The sequence below is a fragment of the Streptomyces sp. SM18 genome (assembly GCF_002910775.2).
In the GTDB taxonomy this organism is placed as follows: Bacteria; Actinomycetota; Actinomycetes; order Streptomycetales; family Streptomycetaceae; genus Streptomyces; species Streptomyces halstedii.
Genome location: NZ_CP029342.1, coordinates 7,472,602 through 7,496,788 on the forward strand (window position 1 = coordinate 7,472,602; position 24,187 = coordinate 7,496,788).

Annotated in this window: 19 protein-coding genes and 1 pseudogene; 9 read left to right on the forward strand and 11 right to left on the reverse strand. The window is 72.7% G+C overall.

What is annotated here, in order from left to right; genetic code table 11:
* Positions 1-241 precede the first annotated feature (241 nt).
* Positions 242-2,091, forward strand: a pseudogene (locus B9S64_RS33040) (acetolactate synthase large subunit).
* A 62-nt stretch (positions 2,092-2,153) separates the two neighbouring features.
* Here the strand turns inward: B9S64_RS33040 and B9S64_RS33045 are convergent.
* The 3 genes from B9S64_RS33045 to B9S64_RS33055 all read right to left on the reverse strand — a co-directional run bounded on the left by B9S64_RS33045 (position 2,154) and on the right by B9S64_RS33055 (position 6,080).
* Positions 2,154-3,728: a class I adenylate-forming enzyme family protein gene (locus B9S64_RS33045; RefSeq protein WP_103492736.1), complete on the reverse strand. Its 1,575-nt coding sequence runs from the start codon at positions 3,726-3,728 to the stop codon at positions 2,154-2,156.
* A 117-nt stretch (positions 3,729-3,845) separates the two neighbouring features.
* Positions 3,846-5,429, reverse strand: coding sequence for a class I adenylate-forming enzyme family protein (locus tag B9S64_RS33050; protein WP_103492737.1), 1,584 nt, complete (start codon positions 5,427-5,429; stop codon positions 3,846-3,848).
* A 108-nt stretch (positions 5,430-5,537) separates the two neighbouring features.
* Positions 5,538-6,080, reverse strand: a complete 543-nt coding sequence (locus B9S64_RS33055; protein WP_103492738.1) for an SRPBCC family protein — start codon at positions 6,078-6,080, stop codon at positions 5,538-5,540.
* 345 nt (positions 6,081-6,425) lie between these two features.
* Between B9S64_RS33055 and B9S64_RS33060 the strand changes: the two genes are divergently transcribed.
* The gene (locus B9S64_RS33060; RefSeq protein ID WP_103492739.1) at positions 6,426-6,806 is read left to right on the forward strand and encodes a VOC family protein; all 381 of its coding nucleotides are present in this window, start codon (positions 6,426-6,428) and stop codon (positions 6,804-6,806) included.
* A gap of 136 nt (positions 6,807-6,942) precedes the next feature.
* A complete protein-coding gene (gene thpR / locus B9S64_RS33065; RefSeq protein WP_103492750.1) occupies positions 6,943-7,539 on the forward strand; it encodes an RNA 2',3'-cyclic phosphodiesterase in 597 nt (198 codons plus the stop codon).
* Positions 7,540-7,610: 71 nt separating this feature from the next.
* Here thpR and B9S64_RS33070 read toward each other — a convergent pair whose 3' ends face one another.
* The 4 genes from B9S64_RS33070 to B9S64_RS33085 form a co-directional block, all read right to left on the reverse strand.
* On the reverse strand, positions 7,611-7,883 hold the full coding sequence (locus B9S64_RS33070; RefSeq protein ID WP_103492740.1) for an HPr family phosphocarrier protein: 273 nt from the start codon (positions 7,881-7,883) through the stop codon (positions 7,611-7,613).
* Between the two features lie 109 nt (positions 7,884-7,992).
* A complete protein-coding gene (locus B9S64_RS33075) occupies positions 7,993-9,999 on the reverse strand; it encodes a fructose-specific PTS transporter subunit EIIC (RefSeq protein WP_103492741.1) in 2,007 nt (668 codons plus the stop codon).
* 91 nt (positions 10,000-10,090) lie between these two features.
* Positions 10,091-11,038, reverse strand: a complete 948-nt coding sequence (gene pfkB / locus B9S64_RS33080; protein WP_103492742.1) for a 1-phosphofructokinase — start codon at positions 11,036-11,038, stop codon at positions 10,091-10,093.
* Positions 11,035-11,796 carry a DeoR/GlpR family DNA-binding transcription regulator gene (locus B9S64_RS33085; protein WP_103492743.1) on the reverse strand — a complete coding sequence of 254 codons (762 nt, stop codon included), beginning with the start codon at positions 11,794-11,796 and terminating at the stop codon, positions 11,035-11,037. Before B9S64_RS33085 ends, pfkB begins: the two co-directional genes overlap by 4 nt.
* 349 nt (positions 11,797-12,145) lie before the next feature.
* Between B9S64_RS33085 and B9S64_RS33090 the strand changes: the two genes are divergently transcribed.
* The 6 genes from B9S64_RS33090 (at position 12,146) to B9S64_RS33115 (ending at position 18,747) form a co-directional block, all read left to right on the forward strand.
* Entirely contained in the window at positions 12,146-12,904 is a 759-nt protein-coding gene (locus B9S64_RS33090) for a (5-formylfuran-3-yl)methyl phosphate synthase (protein WP_030628317.1), read from the forward strand.
* 14 nt (positions 12,905-12,918) lie between these two features.
* The gene (locus B9S64_RS33095) at positions 12,919-14,316 is read left to right on the forward strand and encodes an aldehyde dehydrogenase family protein (RefSeq protein WP_258037976.1); all 1,398 of its coding nucleotides are present in this window, start codon (positions 12,919-12,921) and stop codon (positions 14,314-14,316) included.
* 2 nt (positions 14,317-14,318) lie between these two features.
* Complete coding sequence (locus B9S64_RS33100; RefSeq protein ID WP_103492745.1) at positions 14,319-15,407, forward strand: NAD(P)-dependent alcohol dehydrogenase; 1,089 nt, start codon at positions 14,319-14,321, stop codon at positions 15,405-15,407.
* A 201-nt stretch (positions 15,408-15,608) separates the two neighbouring features.
* Complete coding sequence (locus B9S64_RS33105) at positions 15,609-16,508, forward strand: class I SAM-dependent methyltransferase (RefSeq protein WP_103492746.1); 900 nt, start codon at positions 15,609-15,611, stop codon at positions 16,506-16,508.
* 641 nt (positions 16,509-17,149) lie between these two features.
* The gene (locus tag B9S64_RS33110; protein ID WP_028443609.1) at positions 17,150-17,485 is read left to right on the forward strand and encodes a MerR family transcriptional regulator; all 336 of its coding nucleotides are present in this window, start codon (positions 17,150-17,152) and stop codon (positions 17,483-17,485) included.
* A 203-nt stretch (positions 17,486-17,688) separates the two neighbouring features.
* Complete coding sequence (locus tag B9S64_RS33115) at positions 17,689-18,747, forward strand: hypothetical protein (RefSeq protein WP_103492747.1); 1,059 nt, start codon at positions 17,689-17,691, stop codon at positions 18,745-18,747.
* 135 nt (positions 18,748-18,882) lie between these two features.
* Here B9S64_RS33115 and B9S64_RS33120 read toward each other — a convergent pair whose 3' ends face one another.
* Genes B9S64_RS33120 through B9S64_RS33135 form a run of 4 tightly spaced genes read right to left on the reverse strand, consistent with a single transcriptional unit; the run spans position 18,883 to position 24,108 of the window.
* Positions 18,883-19,776 carry a siderophore-interacting protein gene (locus B9S64_RS33120; protein WP_103492748.1) on the reverse strand — a complete coding sequence of 298 codons (894 nt, stop codon included), beginning with the start codon at positions 19,774-19,776 and terminating at the stop codon, positions 18,883-18,885.
* Positions 19,773-21,608 carry an ABC transporter ATP-binding protein gene (locus tag B9S64_RS33125; RefSeq protein ID WP_109492191.1) on the reverse strand — a complete coding sequence of 612 codons (1,836 nt, stop codon included), beginning with the start codon at positions 21,606-21,608 and terminating at the stop codon, positions 19,773-19,775. The genes B9S64_RS33120 and B9S64_RS33125 overlap by 4 nt, the downstream gene beginning before the upstream one ends.
* On the reverse strand, positions 21,605-23,284 hold the full coding sequence (locus tag B9S64_RS33130) for an ABC transporter ATP-binding protein (protein WP_103489797.1): 1,680 nt from the start codon (positions 23,282-23,284) through the stop codon (positions 21,605-21,607). The genes B9S64_RS33125 and B9S64_RS33130 overlap by 4 nt, the downstream gene beginning before the upstream one ends.
* Positions 23,281-24,108 carry an ABC transporter ATP-binding protein gene (locus B9S64_RS33135; RefSeq protein ID WP_103489798.1) on the reverse strand — a complete coding sequence of 276 codons (828 nt, stop codon included), beginning with the start codon at positions 24,106-24,108 and terminating at the stop codon, positions 23,281-23,283. Before B9S64_RS33135 ends, B9S64_RS33130 begins: the two co-directional genes overlap by 4 nt.
* Positions 24,109-24,187: the final 79 nt, after the last annotated feature.

Consider the following 24,187-nt stretch of genomic DNA (forward strand, 5'->3'; position numbering starts at 1 on the left):
GTCCCGGCCGCCGTTCCACGTCGTGGCGCCGCACACCCGCCGGACCACCCCGGCACGCGGCCCCGGACGACCGGCGCGGAGGCGACCCTGCTGCCCCGGTTCTCACGACGACGGCCCGGCCCCCGACGCGCCCGCGCACCTCGGCGGACGCGGGGCCCGGCCAGAACCCGCCCCCGCCCCAGGGGGACCCACGTCGAAGAAACCGAGAGGCTGGAGAGAAAGATGACCGAGTACGCGACAGCTGACCGCGCGGAGCAGACGGAGACCGCCGCCCCGCCCACCGTCCTGGAGCCCGGGACCGGCGACACCGCGCCCCGCCTGACCGGCGCCCAGGCCCTCATCCGCGCGCTGGAGGAAGCCGGGGCCGACACCGTCTTCGGCATCCCGGGCGGTGCGGTCCTGCCCGCCTACGACCCGCTGATGGACTCCGTCAAGCTCCGGCACATCCTGGTCCGCCACGAGCAGGGCGCCGGCCACGCGGCCACCGGATACGCCCAGGCCACCGGCAAGGTCGGCGTCTGCATGGCCACGTCCGGGCCGGGCGCCACCAACCTGGTCACGGCCATCGCCGACGCCTACATGGACTCGGTGCCGATCGTCGCCGTCACGGGGCAGGTGCCCTCCTCGTCGATCGGCACCGACTCCTTCCAGGAGGCGGACATCTGCGGCATCACCGTGCCGATCACCAAACACAACTACCTGGTCACCGATCCGGCCGACATCCCGCGCGTGATCGCGGAGGCGTTTCACGTCGCCTCCACCGGCCGCCCCGGTCCGGTCCTGGTCGACATCACCAAGGACGCCCTCCAGCGACCGGCCGCGTACTGCCCGCCGCAGCGGACCGAACTGCCCGGCTACCAGCGCGTCGGCAGGCCGCACGAACGGCAGATCCGCCAGGCCGCCGAGCTGCTCCTGGCGGCCGAACGCCCGGTCCTCTACGTCGGCGGAGGCGTCGTCAAGGCCGGGGCCGCCGACGAGCTGAGGTCCCTCGTGGAGCTGACCGGGGTCCCCGTCGTCACCACCCTGATGGCACTGGGCACCATCCCGGCGGGCCATCCCCGCTGCCTGGGCATGCCCGGCATGCACGGCACGGTGGCCGCGGTGACCGCCCTCCAGAAGGCGGACCTGATCTTCGCCCTCGGCGCGCGCTTCGACGACCGGGTGACCGGCAAACTGGACAGCTTCGCCCCGCACGCCGGAATCGTGCACGCGGACGTCGATCCGGCCGAGATCGGCAAGAACCGCGCCGCCGACGTGCCGATCGTCGGCGACGCCCGCGAGGTGCTGGAGGCCCTGCTCCACGTCGTCCGCTCCGAGCGCGAGGCGGGCAACCACGGCGACTACACCGCCTGGTGGGAACGGCTCGACGACTGGCGGACCCGCTACCCGCTCGGCTACGAACCCGCCCCCGAGGGCCGCCTGTCACCCCAGCAGGTCATCGAACGGATCGGCCGGCTCGCCCCCGAGGGGACCGTCTTCGCGGCGGGCGTCGGCCAGCACCAGATGTGGGCCTCGCAGTTCCTCCGCTTCGAGGAGCCCCGCCACTGGCTGAACTCCGGGGGAGCGGGCACCATGGGCTACGCCGTCCCGGCCGCGATGGGCGCCAAGGCCGGCCGCCCGGACGCCACCGTGTGGGCCGTCGACGGCGACGGCTGCTTCCAGATGACCAACCAGGAGCTCACCACCTGCGCGCTCAACAACATCCCGATCAAGGTCGCCGTCATCAACAACGGCGCCCTCGGAATGGTCCGCCAGTGGCAGACCCTCTTCTACGACCAGCGCTACTCCCACACCGCGCTGCACCGGCCTCCGGCCGCGTCCGGCGCCGCCGCGCCCGTGCACGGCACCCGTGTGCCCGACTTCGTGAAGCTGGCCGAGGCGATGGGCTGTGTCGGCCTGCGCTGCGAGGACCCGTCCGACCTCGACGCCGTCATCCGGAAAGCCAACGCCGTCGACGACCGGCCCGTCGTCGTGGACTTCATCGTCCACCAGGACGCCATGGTCTGGCCGATGGTCGCCGCCGGCACCAGCAACGACGAGATCCGGTCCGCGCTGGGCGTGCGCCCCGACTTCGGTGACGTGGCCGACTGAACACCTCGTACGAGGGCCCGGCGGCCGGCCCGTGAAAGGGCCGGCCGCCGGGCCCCGCCCGCTCAGCCGGCGGCGCCCTCGGGCCCGGCCAGCAGCCGGGCCAGCTCCAGTCGCTTGACCTTGGTGGTGGCGGTGTGCGGCAGCTCCTCCAGCCGCCGCTGCACCGGCTCCGCCAGCTCCGGCAGATCCACCACCGCGCTCCGCCACCGGGCACGGTCGAGCGGCGCGTCCCCGCGGGTGCACACCACGGGGACCGGCGCCCCGCCGCCGCCCGGGACGATGATCACCTCCAGCAGCTCCGGAAGCCGCGTGAACAGCTTGTCCTCCAGTTCCAGCGTGCTGCTGATGCCCGGGATCTCGTCCACCTCCCGGTCCAGCAGGTGCACGCACCCCCACCGGGTGCGGTAACCGAGGTCCCCCATCCGCCACCAGCCGTCCGCCGAGAACTGCCCGTCGAACCGCTCCTGTTCGCCGAGGTAGGTGACGATCTGCCCGCCGCTGCGCGCCTCGATGTGACCGGGGGAGTCCTTGGTGGGCGTGCGCCCGTCCCGGCTCACCACCCGCACCTCGGTCAGCCCGGAGAAGTTCCGGCCCACGCACCTGCCGTCGGCGCCCACTCGGTGGCGCCGGGTGTAGGTCCGCGCGCAGACGGCCCCGGTCTCGCTCTGCCCGTACGTCTGCGCGAAGAACGGCATGCGCCGCTCCGAGGCACCCAGCAGCGTGTCCACCGTACGGGGGTGGATGGCGTCGAAGGTGTTGCTGAAGCAGCGCACCCGGGCCAGCGGCCTGGCGGGATGGTCAGCCAGCACCTCCCAGTGCAGCAGCGTGTTGGGGTGCGACTCGACCATGCCCGGAGGGATCCGGGAGAAGAGCTGGGCCACCCGCTCCGGATCGTCGTCCCGCAGCACGATGAGCGGATGACCACGCGACGCGAACAGCGCCGCCCCGCTGATCATCCTCGAATGCGCGAACGAGACGTGGACGGCGATGGGTTCGCGGCGGCTCACCGGCGCGAGCAGGACCGACTGAGGGCGGCAGCGGGCCTGGATCGTGTGCCCGGTCTGGACGGCCAGTTTCGGCAGCCCGGTGGTGCCCGAGGTGTGCGTGATCAGCGCCGGGAGGTGCTGCGGCCGGGTCACCGGGCGGACGCGCGCGACCCCGGCGAGCGCGTCCAGCGAGACCGCCTCCGGGAAGCTCCCGGCCGCCAGCAGCACCCGTTCCGTCAACTCGAACACGTCGGACGGCAGTTCCTTTTCCAGCTTCGCCTGGTCGGTCACCAGGGTCGGCCGGCGCAGCCGCCCCAGCAGCCGGGCGACGGTCTCGCCGTCCAGCTTCGGCGACAGCAGGACCGGCACAGCCCCGACACGCGCCACGCTGTAGGCGAGCAGGGAGATGTCGAAGTTGTCCGACTTGTGGACGACCACATGGTCCCCGGGGCGCACCCGGGAGGCCCACAGCCGGGAGGCGAGGTCGTCGACCAGATCCGCGATCTCGGTCAGAGTCACCCGGTGTCCCAGCTCCGGCGCGATGTCGAGCGTGTGGTCCAGGTAGACGGGGTTCGCGGGATGACGCGCGGCCGCCCGGTCGAAGACCGTGCCGAGCCGGATGCCCTTGTTGCCGATGCGTTGCAGGAACATGCTTCTCTTCCCGTTCGGTTGGTCTCGGAACGACACGCACCCGGACGTGGCCACGGGCGGTCGGCGGGCCGGTCTGTGTACGGGGTGCCGGTCGGCAGACGGGTGGCGGGGGCGTCGCTACCGCCGGGGCGGCGTCCCGCTGCCGTCGGCCAGCAGACGGGCGAGCTCCAGGCGCTTGATCTTCGTCGTGGCGGTCTGCGGCAGATCCCCGAGCCGCCACTGCACGGGCTCCGCCATCGGCGGCAGGGCGGCCGCCGCGCGCTTCCAGGCCACCGGGTCGAGGGGCTTGTCGTCCCTGGTGCACACCACGGGTACGGCCCTGCCGTCCGGTCCGGGGATGATGATGGCCTCGGTGAGCTCCGGCAGCTTCCCGAAGAGCGTGTCCTCGGCGGCGAGCGTGCTGCCGAACCCCTCGATGAGGTCGACCTCGCGGTCCAGCAGGTGCACGCAGCCCCACCGGGTCCGGTAGCCGACGTCGCCCATGCGCCACCAGCCGCCGTCGGACACCTGGGCGTCGTACCGTGCCCGCTCCCCGAGGTAGGTGACGATCCGTCCGTCGCTGCGGACCTCGATGTAGCCGGGGTTCCGCGCGGAGGACGGGTTCCCGTCGCGGCTGACCACCCGTACGTCCGTCATCCCGGGGAACGGCATGCCGACGCACCGGCCGTCGTCGTCCAGGGTGCGGCGCCGGGTGAATCCCCGTACCACCGCCGGGCCCACCTCGCTCTGCCCGTACAGCTGCCCGAACATCGGAGCCCGGCGCCTGCTCGCCCGCAGCAGCCGGTGCACGGTGCGCGGGTGGATGGCGTCGAAGGTGCTGCTGAACAGCTTGACGTTGGACAGCGGTCCGCGCGGGTCGTCCGCCAGCTCCTCCCACTCCATGAACGAGTTGGGGTGCGCCTCCAGGATGCCCGGCTTCAGCCGGGCGAACAGATCACCCACCCGCTTGGGGTCCGGATCGCGGAGCACCACGAGGGGGAAGCCCCGGCGCAGCGCCACGGCGAGCGCGGTCACGAGCCGCGAGTGCACGAAGGAGACATGGATCGCGATGGTCTCCCGGCCCGGTATCAGCGGCCGGGTGACGGAGGCCTGGGGGCGGTAGCGCGACTGGAGACTGAACCCGGTGTGCACGGCCAGTTTGGGCGTACCCGTGGTGCCCGAGGTGTGGGTGATCAGCACCGGGTGCCGGGCGGGCATGACGACCGGGGCGACACGCTCCACGCCCGCCAGCGCGGCCAGCTCCAGACAGCCCGGGTGGCTGCCGGAGGTGAGGATCACCCGCTCGGCGAGACCGGCCACCTCCGCCGGCAGCTCGTTCTCCAGCTTCTCCTGATCGGTGATCAGGTACGGCCGGTCCGTCCGGCGGACCAGCTCGGCGACCGTCTCGCCGTCGAGCGCCGGTGAGAGCAGCACCGGCACGGCGCCGATGCGCGCCGCCGCGCAGGCCAGCAGCATGATGTCGAAACCGTCGGACTTGTGGACGACGACACGCTCGCCCGGACGGACCCTCGCTGCCCACAGCCGGGACGCGATGTCGTCCACCACGTCCGCCACCTCGGCGACGGTCGCCCGGCGGCCCAGCTCCGGTGCGATGTCGAGGTCGTGGTCCAGGACGAGGACGTTCGCTCCGTGCCGGGAGGCGGCCCGTTCGAAGAGCCGCCCGAGTTGAATACCCTGATTTCCGATACGCTGAAGAAGCATCTGCGTCCTTCTCTGCCACGGCTTTTCTGTGTGCCTTCGACCGACAGGTGGCAGTCCGCGGAAATGGACGTCCTGGAAACAAGCGGACCGCACGGAACGGAAATCAGATCACCGTTTCTCGATGACATCCTTGATACGCCGAAGGGTGGCGGCGAGATCGCCGTCGATCTTCTCCCCCCACTCCGCGAAGAATCGCCTTTTCCCGTTCTCGTCCATCTCCGCGGTGATCCCGACGACGCCCTCGGTGGCCGTGCCCATCCGGAAGTGGTGGGTCAGCACGCTCCCCTCGCCGTCCTCCTCGACGTCGAAGCCCCACACGCTGTCCTGCGTGACCCCGGCCGCGTTGTGCATGGCCCAGCGGAAGGAACGCCCCGGCTCGGCGGCCACCACCTCCGCCCTGGTGGTCCACCCCCCGCGCACCACCGGGGCCCAGGGGACGACCCCCGGACCGCGTACGTTCTCCCCCTGGAACACGGCACCCACGGCACCGGGTTCCCCGAGGACCCAGGACCCGCCCCGGCATTCCGGACTCCACTCACCGCTGCGCGGCAGATCGCTGATCACCGAATAGACCTCATGAGGTGCGGCCGCAATACGAATTGCGGCCCGCGACCGAAACAGAGGCGTCTTTTCGTCGTTGATCTCACTCATGCCGAGGATACTGACAGAGCCTTCGGGGGGCGGGTCAAGGTAAGGGCCACGGGTACGTCAAGTCGAATTGCGTGCGCGAAGCCGGACACGGAGGGCGTGCGCGGCACGGCCGCCGCCCGCCGCTGACCCGCCGCCGTCCTGGACGACCCACGGCCCCGCCCGTCCACCCCTCGCACGGGGGTGGACGGGCGGGGCGCGTCCACCCGCGCGCCCCGGTCAGCCGCCCCCGAAATCGGGTCGCCCGTGCTCGCCGCGTCCGGTACGGTCGCGGCGTCGTCTCCCCGCCGGGAGCCCACGAGTCCGGTGCGGCCCCGGCGATTCCCACGTAGAGAGCAGGTTCGGTCCATGGCATGTCGTATCAGTGAACTCGTGCTCGGCTGCCGTGACCCCGAGGTGCTGGCGCGGTTCTGGTGCGAGGTCCTGGACTTCGTCGTACTCGACCGCGAGGACGACGGCACGTTGGAGATCGGACCGCGCGAGGGGTTCGGCGGTCCGCAGCCGACGATCATCCTCAGCCGCAGGGACGAGCCGGAGGAGGGGAAGCCCCGGCTGCACATCGATGTCAACGCCACCGACCGCGACCAGGACGCCGAACTCGCACGCCTTCTGGCACTCGGCGCGCGCCCTGCCGACATCGGCCAGACGGGGGAGGAGCAGTGGCACGTCCTGGCCGACCCCGAGGGCAACGAGTTCTGCCTGCTGAAGGCCCGCATCAACCCGCTCTGACGCTCATCGGTCACGCCCCGCGCGGGCCGGCGAAGGCGGGGTGGCCGAGGACGACGAGCGCCGGTTCGTCGTCCCGGTCCCCTTTCCCCGTGGGCGGCCGTTCGCCTCGGACACCCGATGCGGTACGAAGTGCGGTGTGAACGAACAGACCCGGCCCGCGACCCACCGCGTGTTCATCGCCCTCGCCCCGCCCGACCACGCCAAGGAAGAACTCGCCCGGCTGCTGCGCCCCGCCTACGGCACCCACCCTCACCTGCGGTGGAACCGCGTCGAGGACTGGCACATCACCCTGGCGTTCCTCGGGGAACTGCCGGCCGAGACGGTGCCGCTCCTGCGCCGGCCGCTCGCCGGCCTCGCGGCGGCCCACCGACCGCCCCGGCTGTCCCTGCGCGGCAGCGGGAACTTCGACGACCGGGTGCTGTGGACCGGGATCGACGGTGACCTCGACGCGCTGCACACGCTCGCCACCGATGTGCGTACCGTCGTCAAGGACTGCGGTGTCGCCTTCGAGGGCCGCCCCCTGTGGCCCCATCTGACCTTGGCCCGCGCCCGCCGGGGAGACAGGACCTCGGCGGCGGAGATCGCCGAGGGGCTCGCCGGATTCACCGGCCGACGGTGGCCAGCCGAACGCCTGCACCTGGTCGGCAGCAACGTGGGCCGCAGTCATGGGCCGATCCACTACCGCGACATCGCGGCGTGGCCTCTGGGCGACGGCGAGCACACCGGGTCCTGATTCGGATCCGGTGTGCTCGCCGAGACGAGACGATCGCCGCACATGACGTCGTGTCATAGGGCGTGCCGGGGTCAGCCCGTGGCGTCGAGGTCCTGGGAGAGAAGAGCCGCCAGCTCCTCGACGGCCTCCTGCCCCCCGTCACCGACGGCGGTCAGGACCACGGAGTCGCCGTGCCGCGCGGCCAGGGCGAGGACCGAGAGCATGCTCCGGGCGTCGACCGGCTCGCCTCCGTCCCGCGCGATCGTCACCTTGACGGGCTGGCGGGTGGCGGCCTGGACGAACACCGAGGCGGGGCGGGCGTGCAGGCCCCTGGGGGAGCCGACGGTGACGGTGCGCTGGTACATGGATCACTCCTGTGGGACGGACATGCGACCGCGTGCCCCGGAGCCGGCTCCGCCTCCGTTCCAAGACGGAGCCGGCAACCCGGGGTGGCGCGGATGAGACGGACGGAGGTCAGGCGGCGACGGACGCCTTGGGCTTCCCGGGCGCCGCGGCGGCCTCCGGCGAGGTCCGGCGCGTTCCCTTGAGTACGACCACGAGAGCGGCCGACACCGCCGTACCCACGGCGATGGCCAGCAGGTAGAGGAACGGTTCCCCGATCAGCGGCACGACGAAGATTCCGCCGTGCGGCGCGCGGAGCGTGCAGCCGAAGGCCATCGACAGGGCACCGGTGACCGCTCCGCCCGCCATGACCGAGGGGATCACCCGCAGCGGGTCGGCCGCGGCGAACGGGATCGCGCCCTCCGTGATGAACGAGGCGCCCAGCACCCAGGCCGCCCTGCCGTTCTCCCGCTCGGTGTGGGTGAACAGCCTGCCGCGTACGGTCGTGGCGAGTGCCAGAGCGAGCGGCGGGACCATGCCCGCCGCCATGACGGCCGCCATGACCTTGAGGCTGCCGGGCGTCGGGTCGGCCAGGCCGCCGACGGCGAAGGCGTAGGCGACCTTGTTGAGCGGGCCGCCCATGTCGAAGCACATCATCAGGCCGAGGACGACGCCCAGGATGACCGCGTTGGAGCCGGACAGACCGTTCAGCCAGTCGGTGAGCGCGTTCTGGAGCGAGGCGATCGGCTTGCCGACCACGATGAACATCAGGAAGCCGACGGCTATGGACGCGAGCAAGGGGATCACGAGCACCGGCATGATGCCGCGCAGCGTGGGGTGCACCTTCACCCGCTGGATCGCCATCACCACGGCACCGGCCAGGAGCCCGGCGACCAGACCGCCCAGGAAGCCCGCGTCGATGGTCAGCGCGATCGCGCCGCCCACGAAGCCGGGGACGAGGGCGGGCCGGTCCGCCATGCCGTACGCGATGTAACCCGCCAGCACCGGGACGAGGAAGCCGAACGCGGCGCTGCCGATCTGGTTGAGCAGGGCGGCCCAGCTGTCGGCCTCGCCCCAGACGAAGTGGTCGGCCACCGACTTGGCACCGGCGATCTCGTAGCCGCCGATAGCGAAGGACAGGGCGATCAGGAGCCCGCCCGCCGCGACGAACGGCACCATGTAGCTGACGCCGGACATCAGGTAGGTCCGCAGCCGGACACCGATGTGCGTACGGTCGCCACCGGCCGCGCCACCACCGCTTCCGTCCGGGGTGGGACCCTCGGCGAGGGCGGTGATCTCGCCGCGCTCGGCCTTGCCACGGGCCTCGGCGATCAGCTCGCCGGGCCGGCTGATCCCGGCCTTCACCCCGACGTCGACGACCGGCTTTCCGGCGAACCGTGCCTTCTCGCGCACCTCGACGTCATGGGCCCAGATCACGGCGTCCGCCGAGGCGATGACGGCGGGATCCAGCCGGTCGAACCCGGCCGAGCCCTGTGTCTCGACGCTGATCTCGACGCCTTCGGACCGGGCGGCGCTCTCCAGCGCCTCGGCGGCCATGTAGGTGTGGGCGATACCGGTGGGACAGGACGTGACGGCGACGATACGGAACGGCTCGTCCGGCGCCGTGTCGGAGACATCGGAGGACGGCACGCCGGAGGCGGCGGACGGAGCCGCGTCGGAGACCACGGAGGCGGGGTCCCGCTCACCACGGATGAGCGCCGCGGCACCGGCGCTGTCCCGCTCGGCACGCAGCGCGGCGGTGAACTCGGGGTCCGTCAGCCGCCGGGCCAGCCCCGACAGGATGGTGAGATGGGCGTCGTCCGCTCCGGCCGGTGCGGCGATCAGGAAGATCAGGTCGGCCGGGCCGTCCGCGGCGCCGAAGTCGATGCCCCGGCCACTGCGGCCGAAGGCGAGTGTCGGGACGGCGACGTGCTCGCTGCGGCAGTGCGGAATGCCGATCCCGCCGTCCAGACCGGTCGGCATCTGGGCCTCCCGGGCCGCCACGTCGGCGAGGAAGCCGTCGAGGTCGGTGACGCGGCCGGCCGCGACCATCCGTTCTGCCAGGGACCTGGCGGCATCGTTCTTCGTCTCGGCGGACAGATCGAGATCGACCAGTTCCGCGGTGATCAGCTCACTCATCGCGGGGCTCCTTGCTCGTGGACCGCCGGGCGGGCGGCTCGGGGGACGGTGGGGACGTGGAGGCGGTTGCGTCTACGCGGGGGACGAGCGGTCATGGAGCCGGCTCCGTCAGAGCGCGGTCCATGGGGATGTCCGTGGTCGTGGTGACCGAGGACAGATCGAGGTCCGCCGGGGTGGGCATGACGCTCCCCGGCAGCTGGACGGCAGCGGCCCCGTGGGCCACCGCGGCGGCGAGGGCGGCCGGGCCGGTGCCGCCGGCGGCGAGGAACCCCGCCAGGGAGGCGTCCCCGGCGCCGACGTTGCTGCGGACGGCGTCCACCCGCGCACGGCCGAAGTGCGCTCCGGAGCCGTCGACCAGCAGTTGCCCGTCGGCCCCGAGGCTGGCCAGGACGCACCGCGCACCACGCGCGCGCAACTCCTCGGCGGCCTTGACGGCCTCCCCGACCGTGGCAAGCGGGCGGCCGACGGCCTCGGCGAGCTCCTCGGCGTTCGGTTTGATCACGTCCGGCCGCTCCCGCAGTGCCGCGACGAGGGCGGCACCCGAGGTGTCCAGGGCGATCCGGGCACCGGCGCGATGGCTGCGCGCGACCAGTTCGGCGTACCACTCGGGGGGCAGCCCGCGGGGCAGGCTGCCGCAGCAGGCGATCCAGTCCGTGGCCGCCGAGCGCGCCCGTACGGCATCCAGCAGGCCCTCGGCCTCCTCCGCCGTGATCTCCGGTCCGGCCGCGTTGACCTTGGTGAGCGTGCCGTCCGGCTCGACGAGCGTGACGTTGATACGGGTGCTGCCGGCGATCGGCACCCCGGCGGCCTCGATGCCGTGCTCGCCCAGCAGCCGGGCGAGCAGGGCGCCTTCCGGCCCGCCGAGCGGTGCGACCGCGACCGTACGGTGGCCGGCCGCCGCGACCGCGCGCGAGACGTTGATGCCCTTGCCGCCGGGATCGACACGGTCGGCGGTGGCCCGCAGGACGGCGCCACGGGTGAGGGCGGGCAGCTCGTAGGTGCGGTCCAGGCTGGGATTGGGTGTGACGGTGAGGATCATGCGCGTACTACTTCCGTGCCCCGGCTCTCGATGGAGAGGGCGTTCTCGGGGCTGAGCCCGGTGTCCGTGATGAGCAGGTCGATGCCGTCCAGGTCGCCGAAGCGGGCGAAGTGCTCCTGGCCGAACTTGGCCGAGTCGGCGAGGAGCACCACCCGGCGCGCCGCGGAGATCACGGCACGTTTCACCGCCGCCTCGGCGAGGTCCGGAGTCGTCAGGCCCCCGTGGAGGGAGAAGCCGTTGGTGGCGAGGAAGACGACGTCCGCGTTGATCTGGCTGTAGGCGCTCAGGGCCCAGGCGTCCACCGCCGCCCGGGTCCGGTGGCGGACGCGGCCACCGACCAGATGCAGTGAGATGCCCGGATGGTCGGCGAGACGGGCCGCCACCGGCAGGGCGTGGGTCACCACGGTGAGGACGGAACCGAGGGGGAGGGCGGCGGCCAGTCTGGCCGTCGTCGTCCCGGCGTCGATGATCACGTTGCCCTCGGCGGGCAGTTCACCCAGTGCGGCGGCCGCGATGCGGTCCTTCTCGTCGGCGGCCACCGTGTCGCGCTCCGCGAGGTCGGGCTCGAAACCGAGGCGACCGGCCGGAATGGCTCCCCCGTGCACCCTGCGCAGGAGCCCGGCGCGGTCGAGCGCCTTCAGGTCGCGCCGGATCGTCTCGGCGGTCACCTGGAACTCCTCGGCGAGAGACAACACGTCCACCCGGCCGCTGTCATGGGCCAGGCGGAGGATCTCTTGCTGCCGCTCCGGTGCGTACATGTGGTTTCGTATCCGTTCCATGCCCGACTGTGTGGTTTGACGCCGAGATTACGCGCATGAGGCAAGGAAGTAAACATGTCCGGGCTTCGTGTGGGCGCAATCGGGCATCTATGGCCGGCCGGCCATGCATGACGGTCGGCGCACGACCTGGTGCGGACGTGCCCCCGCACCGCCGGGTGTGCGGCGCGCGGGAGGGCGTGGGCTCCTCGCGCAATGACCCTTTCGGCACTCCGCGCGCCCTGTCGAGGGCTCCGTGGACGCGGCGATGATGAGCCGCGATCGCACGTGATCCCAAGGCTCCGACCACCTGACTTCCCGTCAGGTGGACATGCGGTGGAAGGAATCCACGTTGTTGCTTCTCGTCTCTCCGGACAGCGTCGCCGAGGCTCTCGACTGCGCGAAAGCGGCGGAGCACCTGGACATCGTCGATGTGAAGAAGCCCGATGAGGGCTCCCTCGGCGCGAACTACCCGTGGGTCATCAGGGAGATCCGCGACTCGGTCCCCGCGGACAAGCCGGTGTCGGCCACGGTGGGAGACGTACCGTACAAGCCCGGCACGGTGGCCCAGGCGGCGCTCGGCGCGGCGGTCTCCGGCGCCACGTACATCAAGGTCGGCCTGTACGGATGCACGACCCCCGACCAGGCCGTCGAGGTCATGCGAGGGGTCGTCCGGGCGGTGAAGGACTACCGGCCCGACGCGTTCGTCGTCGCCTCGGGCTACGCCGACGCCCACCGGATCGGCTGCGTCAACCCCCTCGCGCTGCCCGACATCGCCCGTCGCTCCGGCTCCGACGCGGCCATGCTGGACACCGCCGTCAAGGACGGAACCCGGTTGTTCGACCACGTTCCGCCCGACGTCTGCGGGGAGTTCGTCCGGCTGGCCCATGAGGCCGGGTTGCTCGCGGCCCTCGCCGGCAGCGTCACGGTGGGAGACCTCGGCGCGCTGACCCGTATCGGCACGGACATCGTGGGGGTGCGCGGAGCGGTCTGCGAGGGGGGCGACCGGAACACCGGAAGCATCCAGCCGCACCTCGTGGCCGCCTTCCGCGCGGAGATGGACCGGCATGCCCGGGACCACGCGGCGGCCGCCGTCGCCGCCGCGAGCTGACCCCCGCGGTGGAGGTGACTCGGCCCCGTCGCGCGGCGGCGGGCAGCGGAGCGCGATTCGCCGTCCTCGACCCGGCGACGGGCGAGACCTTCGACGAGGCCCCCGACCAGCGTCCGGAGGAGCTGGACGCCGTCGTCGACCGGGCCCACGAGGCATGGCGCGGCTGGCGGACCGACTCCGTCGCACGGGCCACGGCCCTGTCGGCGGCGGCCGACGCCGTGGAGGCGGCCGGGGCCGACCTCGCCCGGCTGCTCACCCGCGAGCAGGGCAAGCCGCTGTCCGAGTCGTACGCGGAGGTCGCCCGCACGGCGGCCCGCCTGCGCTACTTCGCCGAGCTGGCCCCCCGGGTCCAGCCGATCACGGACGGACGGCCGGTACGCAGCGAGATCCGCTGGCGTCCCCTCGGTCCCGTCGCCGCGATCGTCCCGTGGAACTTCCCGCTCCAGCTCGCGTCGGCGAAGATCGCGCCCGCCCTCGCCGCGGGCAACACGGTGGTGGTCAAGCCCTCACCCTTCACACCCCTCGCCACACGGATGCTGGGGTCCGTCATGTCCACGGCCCTCCCCGAGGACGTACTGATGATCGTCACCGGTCGTGAACCCCTCGGTGCCGCTCTCGCGTCGCACCCGGGAATCCGGCACGTGACCTTCACCGGTTCGGTTCCCACCGGCCGGGCCGTCGCCCGGAGCGCGGCGGCCTCGCTCGCCCGGGTCACCCTGGAGCTGGGAGGCAACGACGCCGCCGTCCTGCTGGACGACGTGGACGTGGAGCGGATCGCGGACCGGCTCTTCTGGGCGGCGTTCCGCAACTGCGGGCAGGTCTGCATGGCGGTCAAGCGCGTCTACGCCCCCGCCCGGCTGTACGCCCAGGTGGTCGAGGCCCTCGCGCACCGCGCGAAGACCACCGTCGTCGGGGCCGGGCTCGCCCCGGGCTCGCGGCTGGGGCCGGTCAACAACGCCCCGCAACTGGCCCGGGTCGAACGCCGCACCGCACAGGCCCTGGCGGCCGGGGCGCGGGCGGTGACCGGCGGCGGCCGGCTGGACCGGCCCGGATACTTCTTCGCCCCGACGATCCTGGCCGACGTCCCACCGGACAGCCCGGTGGTGACCGAGGAGCAGTTCGGCCCGGTCCTGCCGGTGCTGCCGTACCGGAGCGTCGACGAGGCCGTGGAGGCGGCCAACGGCACCCGCTTCGGGCTGGGCGGCTCGGTGTGGGGCACCGACCTCGACGCGGCCGAGGCGGTGGCCGGCCGGCTGGAGTGCGGGACGGCCTGGGTCAACCACCACGCCGAACTGTCCCTCGCCCAGCCCTTCGCGGGCATCAAGGAAAGCGGTGTCGGGGTCGCGGGCGGACCGTGGGGGTTCCACGGGAACCTCAGACCCTTCGTCGTGCACCGCCCGGAGGAGGCATGACGATGAGGTTCGGCGCGGCCGTACTGCGTGCGTACGACAGCGCGTTCACCCTGGAAGAGGTGGTCCTGAACGCGGGACCGGCCGACGGTGAGGTCCTGGTCAGGATCGCGGGCTGCGGGATGTGCCGGACCGATCTCGCGGTCCGGCGTTCGGCGGGCCGCTCGCCGCTGCCCGTGGTCCTCGGCCACGAGGGGTCCGGGACCGTGGCGGAGACGGGCGGAGGGGACACCGGCCTGAGCGTCGGCGACCACGTCGTCCTGAGCTTCGACTCCTGCGGACGCTGCCGGACCTGCATGGGCGCGGCGCCCGCCTACTGCGACTCCTTCGCCTCACTCAACCTCTACGGAGGGCGCGAGGAGGGCGCGGGCAGATTCGCCGACGCGGCCGGGGGCGAGCTGGCTCCCCGGTGGTTCGGGCAGTCGTCGTTCGCCGAGTACGCGATCGTCCCGGCCCGCAACGCCGTCCGGGTCGATCCCTCGCTTCCCGTCGAACTGCTCGGGCCGCTCGGCTGCGGCTTCCTCACCGGTGCCGGGGCGGTCCTCAACTCCTTCGGTGCCGGCCCCGGCGACACCGTCGCGGTCTTCGGCGCGGGAGCGGTGGGCCTGGCCGCGGTGATGGCGGCCACCGCGTCCGGGGCGGCCACTGTGGCCGTCGACCGGCACCCCGGACGGCTGGCTCTCGCCGAGCGGCTCGGAGCGGTCCCGCTGTCCGCCGCGTCGCCCGGCCTCCCCGGCCGCCTTCGGCAACTGACCGACGGGGGCGCGCGGTACGCGCTGGACACGACGGGTTCCGCCCGGCTGATCAACGACGCGCTCCTGGGCCTGCGTCCGACCGGCCACCTCGGCCTGGTGGCCCGGCTCCACACCGCGCTGCCGATCGAACCAGGGGCACTGGACCGGGGCCGGAAGATCTCCCACATCTGCGAGGGGGACGCGGTGCCGGGACTGTTGATTCCACGCTTGACCGGGCTGTGGCAGGCCGGCCGGTTCCCCTTCGACCAACTGATCCGCACGTATCCGCTCGCCGGCGTCAACGAGGCCGAACGGGACTGCGAAGCGGGCCGGGTGGTCAAACCCGTACTGCTTCCCTAAGGGCTGTCCCGTCATCCCTGGCGGGCGCGCGACGACAGCTACGGCACCTCGCCGCGTTGTCGGAACGCCCGAATACATCCCGTACGCGGACGCCCCTCCGCCTTGCGACGCACCGCATCTGACGCCGCGCGCTGATCCGCCACGGATCACGGGACAGCCTCCACTCGACCCACACGACCCACTCGTCACAAGGGAGAACACATGGCGGACACAGCGCATCGGAAGACCGGCGTGGAAGGAGGCGTCGGCCTGACCGCTCTCATGGTCGCCGCGGCACGGGCGATCGAGACCCACCGGCACGACAGCCTGGCCCAGGACGCCTTCGCGGAGCACTTCGTGCGCGCCGCCCCGGCGTCCGCCCACTGGCCGGTGCGCATACAGCAGGTCCCGGACGGGGACGCGAACCCGCTCTGGGGGCGTTTCGCGAGGTACTTCGGTCTGCGGACGCGGGTCCTCGACGACTTCCTCCTGCGGGCGGCGCACACGGGCGGCGCACGCCAGGTGGTCCTGCTCGGCGCGGGGCTGGATTCGCGCGCCTTCCGGCTCGACTGGCCTCCCGGCTGTGCGGTCTTCGAGATCGACAGGGAAGGCGTGCTCGCGTTCAAGCACCAGGTGCTCGGCGGGCTGGCGGCCACCCCGAAGGCGGCGCGCGTACCGATCCCGATCGATCTGCGTGCCGACTGGGCCGACGCGCTGACCGACGCCGGTTTCGACCCCGGCGCGCCCAGCGTCTGGCTGGCCGAGGGGCTGCTGTTCTACCTGCCCGTCACCGCCGAGACGTACCTCATCCACACCGTGGACCGGCTGAGTGCCGGGGGCAGCGCTCTGGCGTACGAGGTCAAGCTCGAAAAGGACCTGATGGAGTACCGCGACAGCTCGCTCTACACGTCCACGAGACACCACATCGGTATCGACCTGCTCACCCTCTTCGACGGCGAACCCCGGCCCGACTCCGCCGGTGAGCTGTCCGGCAAGGGCTGGTCGACCTCGGTCCACACCCCCTTCGAGTTCACCCGTCGGCACGGGCGCGGCCCGCTGCCCGAGGAGAACGACGCGTTGGCGGGCAACCGGTGGGTGTTCGCGAACAAGCCGCCCGCGTAGAGACGCGTCACGAGGAGAGGCCCGGTCCACGAGTGCGAGGAAGGATCCCGAGATCCGTCAGGGCCGCTGCCGCCCACTCGTGCGGCACAGATTTCCGGCGGCTGTGAAGAGAGAAGACCGCCGTCACGGCACGCAGAAAATCTATCTCGGCGAGAGTAGACATGCGGGGGCGCGGAGGCTAATGTCGTGCCCGTAGCCAAGAAGTCGGGAAGGCGCGACAGACACGAACTGCCGCGCACGCAGGACCAGCAGTCAGTGGCACGGCAGTGGAGCGGCGGGGCCGGACGGATCTCGGGGTCCCCTCGCTGGCGGCCGGGCCGGGCGGCTCACCGGAGCCGCCACGCAGTACGCGGGACTCGCAGGTGCAAGCAGCTGGATCAGCAAGAGGAGAAGGAGGCAGACGCCATCAGGATCGCCCGGGGCGAGGACGTAGTCCGCCCGGGTACCGCAGGCCCCGGAACGGAAGGTGGTCCCACGGTCACGCATTCGCGATCCCCGCACGCATCCCCCTCTCCCGGGAGAGCGAGCGGTACGAGAAGCCCGGCAGCGGAATAGGCCGGGAGATGGTGTTCAAATCCCTCGGGGCCCTGGTGCCGTACGGCACCAGGGCCCCCCGACGCGTTCCCCCGACGGAGGTGCGAATGACCGCAGACCACTCCCTGAGCCGTCTTGACGACGACGACTACCCCGCCTACACCATGGGACGGGCCGCCGACATGCTGGGCACCACCCCCGCTTTCCTGCGGGCCATCGGTGAAGCCGGCCTGATCGCCCCCCTGCGCTCGGTGGGCGGCCACCGCCGCTACTCCCGCTACCAGTTGAGGATCGCCGCCCGCGCCCGCGAGCTCGTCGACCAGGGCACCCCGGTCGGCGCGGCCTGCCGCATCGTCATCCTCGAAGACCAGCTCGAAGAAGCCCAGCGCATCAACGAAGAACACCGCGACCGTGTCAGGCCGCGCGGCACGGCGGACGCCTGACCCTCCGGCCACCACGGTTTTCTCCGCGTTTCCCGACCGGAACCGGTCACGCGGCCCTACCTTCTTCGGTGAGACAGGCCCGGCGGTGCGGACGGCGCCGGTCATCGGGGAAGCGGCGGACGAGAGGATCGGCGCCGCCCGTCCGTGCCCGCCCGGCCTGTCGGGCCGAGCGGCACCCGCCGCTCACGGAGGAAGGACGCGCCATGCCCACGATCTACCGCGAACCGGACTACGTCTACGAGGACTTGGTCGACCTCGTGGAAGGTCAGCTCCGGGTCGTGGAGCTGACCGCCATCAACGCGGAGATCGGCGGTCCGGGCGAGCGGCTGTGGATGACCGAACCCGGACTCGCGGTGTCAGAGGTCTACCGGCTGTGGCACAAGGGCAAGGGCAAGGGCACGGACAAGGCCCCGGCCGAGGGAAGGTACTGGGCCGTGGACCGGGACGACGCGTGGGACGCGATGCCCCGGCTGCGCGAGGCCTTGGCCGGTGTCCTGGCCCGGCTGACCCGTCCGGGATCGGCGAGCGAGTACGCCCTGGAGCCGGGCCGCGAAGAACGGGACCTGGCGGTGCTGGCCGAGCTGGAAGCCGTCTGGCTGTCCGGCCTTTCACTCCTGGGCGAGGCATACGGCCCCCGCGCGGTGGAACGGGAGCTGAACCATGAGCTGTTCATCCCGATACAGGCGGAACTCGCCCGAGCCGGCGCACTGCGCTCCCGCATGCTCCAGGAACGGTACGGCACCGGCCCGGACGCCGCGGCGAGGGCCGCGACCGAGCTGGGCTGGGACATCGGCAAGGCCCGCAGAGCACTGGCCGCGGGCGACGAGTACCGGCAGTGGGTGCGTGACGGGGCCGCCCACGCCCGTGACCGCATCGCGGTGCGCCGTCCTCCGGGCGAGACCGGTCTGCCCGATGCGCTGGCGGCCACCCTGATGACAGCGGCGTGCGCGTACGAGGACGTGGTCCCCGGACGGCCCAGCCCCCTCCCGCTGCCGGACGAGCTGGCCCGTTGGTACGTGTTCGTCCAAGGACTCGGCGCGTGCGTCGCCGTCGCGGTGGACGACGCCTACACCCCCGACGGCAGCCCCCGGGACTACATGCGCGTCGCCCCGGTGGCCATGGTCGTCCAAGCGGGCTGGACCGTGCGCGACGGCGTGATCTTCTCACCCCTGCCCTACGCGGAGTACCCCGGCGGCATCGAGTACGACGAAGAGGCCGTTCGTGCCAGTGGCGGCACACCGCTCTCCCACGAGTCACCGTAGGCCACCGATCCGGCCAAGGGTGAGGCCGGGCCGGACGGGCGGGGCGGAGGACGCCGTGCCAGGGTCCCGCCCCGGCACCGCGTCAACGGGTGGACCGCACAGCCCGCCCCCTCCAGGGGCCGCGGGCTCACAGACTCACAGGCCGAGCTTGCTGAGGCGGTCCTCGTACCGGATGGCCAGGTCCTCGGGCTCGTCGGCCGGGTCGGCCCACATGCTCTCCAGTTCGGACCGTACGGCGGCGGGCAGCGCCTCGTAGCGCCGGGTCCAGGAGGTGCCGTCCGGCATCCAGTAGCCGACGACCTTGAAGCGCTCGGCGGGAAGCTTCAACTCCCGGCGCAGATACCGGCGTACGGCGCGCAGGGCGTCCGTCTGGCCGGCGACCCACACATAGCCGCCGGTCAGGTCCGTACCGGGCGGGACCGCGGCGCCCACCAGTTCGGCCAGGCGGCTGGGGCCGTGGCCGTTGCCGCCGTAGGTCCAGGCCGCCCGGACGCCGGGCCGGTCCGGGAGCGGCTGGACGCAGGACGGGCCGGGAACTTCGAGGACGACCCGGGTCGTGACGTGGTCCGGGGTGTTCTCGACGAGGCGTCCGACGGCGGGCAGACCGCTCAGGTCGGAGACCAGGACCTGCCAGGTGAGGTCGGCCGGGGGACTGTAGAGGCCGGTGGGGGAGTTGAGGCCGATCACGTCGCCCGGCCGGGCCGCGGCGGCCCAGCCGGAGGCCGTCCCGTGGCCGTGCAGCACGAAGTCGATGTCGATCTCACCGGTCTCCGGGCGGGCGGACCGGACGGTGTACGTGCGTACGGGGGCTTCGGGCCGCCCCTCAGGGGTTCGCCATCCGCCGTTGTCCGTCGCGTCGGGCAGGGAGACGTCGGTGCGGTCGGGGCCGTGCGGGAGGAACAGCCGGACGTATTCGTCGCCGACGCCCGTGGACGTGAACGAGGCCAGGCCCTCGCCGTGGAACGTGATGCGGACCATGGTCGTGGTGAGCGGCCGGACGCGGGCCACCACGGCGCGGTGAATGGTCATGGGTGCTGCTCCTTGGTGTGCGGGTCGGTGTGTGGATCCGTGCGCGGGCGGGAGGAGGGCCCGGTGCCGGTGTACGCGTGCCAGAGGGCGGCGTACTCGCCCGCGGAGGCCAGCAGTTCGTCGTGGGTGCCCTGCTCGGCGACCTCCCCGCGCCGGAGTATGAGGATGCGGTCCGCGTCGCGCGCCTGTTCCAGGCGGTGCGCCACGATCACGCTGGTGCGTCCCCGGACGACGCGTTCGAGAGCTGTCCGGAGAAGCGTGCGGGTCTGCGGACCGGACTGTGCGGTGGCCTCGTCGAGGACGACGAGATCCGGGTCGGCGAGGAGCGCGCGGGCCAGCGCGAGGTGCTGGACCGACCCGTCGTCGAGGGGGGTGCCGCCGGCGCCGAGGACGGTGCCGAGCCCGGACGGGGTTTCCAGCGCCCAGTCCGCTCCGGCCTCGCGCAGGGCCCGGCGGAGTTCGTCGTCGGTGGCGGTGGGCCGGGCGATCCTCAGGTTGTCCGCCAGGGTGCCGCCGAACAGATGGACCTCCTGGGTGACCAGATACCGGGACGGGGCGCGGGCGGCCTCCGCGTCGGTGGTGGTGATCTCTCCGCGGTCCGGTTCGCCCAGGCCCGCGATCAGATGGGCCAGCGTGCTCTTGCCGGAGCCGCTGGCCCCGACGAGCGCGAGGCTCGTGCCCGCGGGTACGTGGAGCGAGACATCGCGCAGGGCCTGGCGTGTGCCGTCGTACGAGAACGAGACTCCCTTCACGTCGATCGCCGGGCGGTGGCGCGTGTCCGCCGTGGCGGACCGCTCGTGGGCGTCACCTATGCGGTCTCCGGCGTCGCCGTCACGGGTGTCGCGGCCCAGGTCGGTGACACCGACGAGCCGTGACAGTCCCGCCGTCGCCCGCTGGATGTCGTCCAGGCTCCCGAGGAGCGCCCCGACAGGGCCGAAGAGGCGGTGGAAGTAGAGGGCCGCGGCCGTGGCCGTACCCACCGAGACGGCCCCGGAGCCGAGGAGCGCGAAGCCCGTGACGAGCACGGCGGCGAGGCCGAGGAACTCCGCCGCGTTGAGCAGGCCCGTGAACCGGTTGCGCAGCCGTACGCCGTCGCGCTGCCGTGCGACGGCCAGTTCGCTGTGTGCGGCCAGCGCGCCGAGGTGCCGGTCCTGGGTCCGGTACGCGCGGATCGTCTCGGCGCCGTGCACCGCCTCGATGACGGACTGGCCGCGGGCGGACTCCAGCCGGCGGACGTCCCCGTACACGAGGTGCGAGCGGGCGAGGAACCGCCGGGTGGCGAGTACGTGGACGGGCAGGCAGACCAGGCCGGCGAGTGCCAGGCGGAAGTCGAGGACCGCGAGGCCCACGAGGCTCAGCCCGATCGTGAAGCTCGCGGCGGTGACGTCGGGAAGCACGTCGGAGGCCGCGTCGGAGATCGCCTCGACATCGCGGGTCACCCGCGAGACGACATCGGAGCTGTCCGAGGACTCCAGGGTGCTCGCCGGAAGGTGGACCGCGGTCTCGAACACGTCCTCGCGCAGGGCGGCGAGGACACCCTGGACGAGGACGACCAGCATCCGGCCGCCGGCGTACGCGAGAGCGGCCCCGGCGACGGCGACGAGCACGAGGGCGACGCCGAGCACCAGGACGCGGTCCTTCCCGCCCGAGTCCGCGACGGCGTCCACGATGCCGCCGAGGAGCGGGGGAGTGGCGAGGGTGACGGCCGTACCGCCGAGCAGGGTGAGCAGTGAGGCGGCGAGCCGGCCGCGGCGCGCGCCGAGCCGCCGGACGAGCTCCTGGCGGGTGCGGCGGGCGCCGGCGACGGGCAGGGTGCCGTGCGCGGGGGTCACCTGGTGGTTCCGTTCGGTTCGGGGCGGGCGGCGCCGAGGTCGACGACCCGGTCGCAGGCGGAGAGCAGGATCCGGCTGGTGGTGATCAGGAGTGTCGTGGAGGGCAGGCCGCGCAGCCCCGCGGCGATGTGCTGTTCGGTCACCGGGTCGACCGCGGTGGTGGGTTCGTCGAGGACGACGAGGTCCGCGTCGGTGTGGAGCGCGCGGGCGAGCAGGAGGCGCTGACGCTGGCCGCCGGAGAGCCTGCGGCCGTGCTCGCCGACCTCGGCCTGGCCGCCTCCGACCAGTTCGAGCACGTCGTCGAGCATGGCGGCCGCGATGACGGCCGGGTCGCTCTCGCCTCCTGGAGGAGTGAGGTTGGAGCGCAGGGTGCCGGAGAACACCGCGCCGTGGTGGGGCGGGGCCGTGATCCGGGCGCGCACCGGGTCCGGGCCGAGATCGACGGCGTCGACGCCGCCGACCAGGAGTTCGCCGCGGGGGAGCGGGACGCGGTAGCCGAGCCGGTCGCTGAGCTCCCTCGCGTGCCCGGCGTCGCGGGGGACGACGCCGAGGAGTTCACCGGGGAGCGGATCGAGGGGTTCGCCGTGCCCGGGCGGATGCCACCGCAGCGCGGGGCCGGGGGCAGGGGGGGTCTCGGCGGGGCTCTCGGCGGGGGCGATCAGCGGGGGTTCGTCCAGCAGAGCGCCCAGCCGCCGGGCGGAGGCGCGCTTGTGGATCCAGTTGGAGGCGAACGTACCGACATGGGCCAGCGAACCCTGGAGGAACTGGGCGAGTCCGAGGACGGTGACGAGCTGGCCGATGGTCAGGGCGCCGTCGAGGGCGAGATACCCCGACGCCGTCGAGAGCGCTGCGAGGAACATCCCCGACAGCAGCAGGCTGACGCTGCCGTACGCGAGGACCGCGCGCGAGGTGGCCACGGCACCGCGCCTCGACTCCTCACTCGCGGCGCGGTAGCGGCGGGCCGCCTCCGGCCGGGCGTTCATGCCGACGACCACCCGGAGACCGGTGATCATGTCGGTGGCCACCTCGCCGGCCCGTGCCGCCGAACTCTGTTCGGCCAGTCCCCGCGCCTCCAGGGGCATCGAGACCCGGCGCATCACGACGAGCACCAGGACCGTGCTGGCGATGACGCCCAGGCCCAGGGGTACGGAGATCAGGAGCAGCGCCGTCGACGCCGTGAGGATCGCGGTGACGGTCGAGGCCTGCTGCACGACGCTCCAGGAGACCCCGGCGACCCGGTAGGTGTCGGACGAGACCAGGGAGAGCGCCTCTCCGGGGCCTGGTCCGCGCCGCAGGGAGCGCGGGTCGAGCAGACGGGTCATCACACGCTGCCGCAGCTCGTGCTCACCGTAGCCGTAGACGTCCACCATGGCCGCCGACGCCCGCTGGTAGGACAGGGACAGGACGACGAAGACCACGCCGAGCACGCCGAGCCACCAGAACAGGGCGGAGCGGTCCGAGGGGGCCAGTGCCCGGTCGATGACGACGCCGATGAGGACCGGCACCAGCGCCTCGCACAACTGGTGGACCATGAAGGCGAGTGTGACCAGGGTGAGCCGGCGGCCGCGCCCGTCGCGCAGGAGCGCGACCCGGAACAGGGCCGGGACGGAGTTCGGTTCGCGGACGCCTGCGTGCGGTCCGTGCCCGCCGGGGCGGGCGGTGGCGGTCCGGTTCACAGCGCGTCCCGCCGCCGGGCCAGGGGGACGACCATGGGCGTGCCGGTGACCGGGTCGGGGACGACCTGGCAGGGCAGGTCGAACACCTCCTTCACGAGGGCGGCCGTCACGACCTCCTGCGGGGTGCCCTCGGCGACGACCCGGCCGTCGCGCATGGCGATGAGATGGCTCGCGTAGCGGGCCGCGTGGTTCAGGTCGTGGAGTACGGCGACGAGGGTGTGCCCGGCGCGGTGCAGATCGGTGAACAGCTCCAGCAGGTCGATCTGGTGGGCGATGTCGAGGAACGTGGTCGGTTCGTCCAGGAGCAGGACCGGGGGCTGCTGGGCGAGGACCATCGCCACCCACACGCGTTGGCGCTGACCGCCGGAGAGTTCGTCCACCGGCCTGCCGGACAGCTCCGTGACCGAGGTGGCCGCCATGGCGTCCAGGACGGCCTTCTCGTCCTGCCGGGTCCACTGGCGCATCAGCCTCTGGTGCGGGTGGCGCCCCCGGGCGACCAGATCGGCGACGGTGATCCCGTCGGGCGCCTGCGACGTCTGCGGCAGGAGGCCGAGCGTCCGTGCCACCTCCCTGGAGCCGTACTCCGCCATGGACCGTCCGTCGAGGACGACCCTTCCGGCGCTGGGCTTCAGCAGCCGGGAAACGGCGCGCAACAGGGTCGACTTCCCGCAGGCGTTGGGGCCGATGACGACGGTGAACGACCGGTCCGGGATGCGCACGTCCAGGTGCTCCGAGATGGGCCGCCGGCCGTAGCCGATGGACGCGTCGAGCACCTCCAGCCGTGCCGGGACGGGGGTCGGGACGCGCTGGGTGGTGATGGTCACGGGTACTCCTCGCGGACGGGCGGCGGGGCGGCCGGAGCGGTGGGGGCGACGGGGCGGGGCCGGGGCGGCGGGGCCGGTG

Excerpts from the sequence above, each read along its gene's own strand:
- pfkB (WP_103492742.1), bottom strand. The coding sequence starts at position 11,038 with ATGATCCTCACCGTCACACCCAATCCCAGCCTGGACCGCACCTACGAG.
- B9S64_RS33120 (WP_103492748.1), bottom strand. The coding sequence starts at position 19,776 with ATGACCATTCACCGCGCCGTGGTGGCCCGCGTCCGGCCGCTCACCACG.
- B9S64_RS33110 (WP_028443609.1), top strand. The coding sequence starts at position 17,150 with ATGACCGCAGACCACTCCCTGAGCCGTCTTGACGACGACGACTACCCC.
- B9S64_RS33100 (WP_103492745.1), top strand. The coding sequence starts at position 14,319 with ATGAGGTTCGGCGCGGCCGTACTGCGTGCGTACGACAGCGCGTTCACC.
- B9S64_RS33060 (WP_103492739.1), top strand. The coding sequence starts at position 6,426 with ATGGCATGTCGTATCAGTGAACTCGTGCTCGGCTGCCGTGACCCCGAG.
- B9S64_RS33070 (WP_103492740.1), bottom strand. The coding sequence starts at position 7,883 with ATGTACCAGCGCACCGTCACCGTCGGCTCCCCCAGGGGCCTGCACGCC.
- B9S64_RS33045 (WP_103492736.1), bottom strand. The coding sequence starts at position 3,728 with ATGTTCCTGCAACGCATCGGCAACAAGGGCATCCGGCTCGGCACGGTC.
- B9S64_RS33055 (WP_103492738.1), bottom strand. The coding sequence starts at position 6,080 with ATGAGTGAGATCAACGACGAAAAGACGCCTCTGTTTCGGTCGCGGGCC.
- B9S64_RS33075 (WP_103492741.1), bottom strand. The coding sequence starts at position 9,999 with ATGAGTGAGCTGATCACCGCGGAACTGGTCGATCTCGATCTGTCCGCC.
- B9S64_RS33115 (WP_103492747.1), top strand. The coding sequence starts at position 17,689 with ATGCCCACGATCTACCGCGAACCGGACTACGTCTACGAGGACTTGGTC.
- B9S64_RS33105 (WP_103492746.1), top strand. The coding sequence starts at position 15,609 with ATGGCGGACACAGCGCATCGGAAGACCGGCGTGGAAGGAGGCGTCGGC.
- B9S64_RS33050 (WP_103492737.1), bottom strand. The coding sequence starts at position 5,429 with ATGCTTCTTCAGCGTATCGGAAATCAGGGTATTCAACTCGGGCGGCTC.
- B9S64_RS33085 (WP_103492743.1), bottom strand. The coding sequence starts at position 11,796 with ATGTACGCACCGGAGCGGCAGCAAGAGATCCTCCGCCTGGCCCATGAC.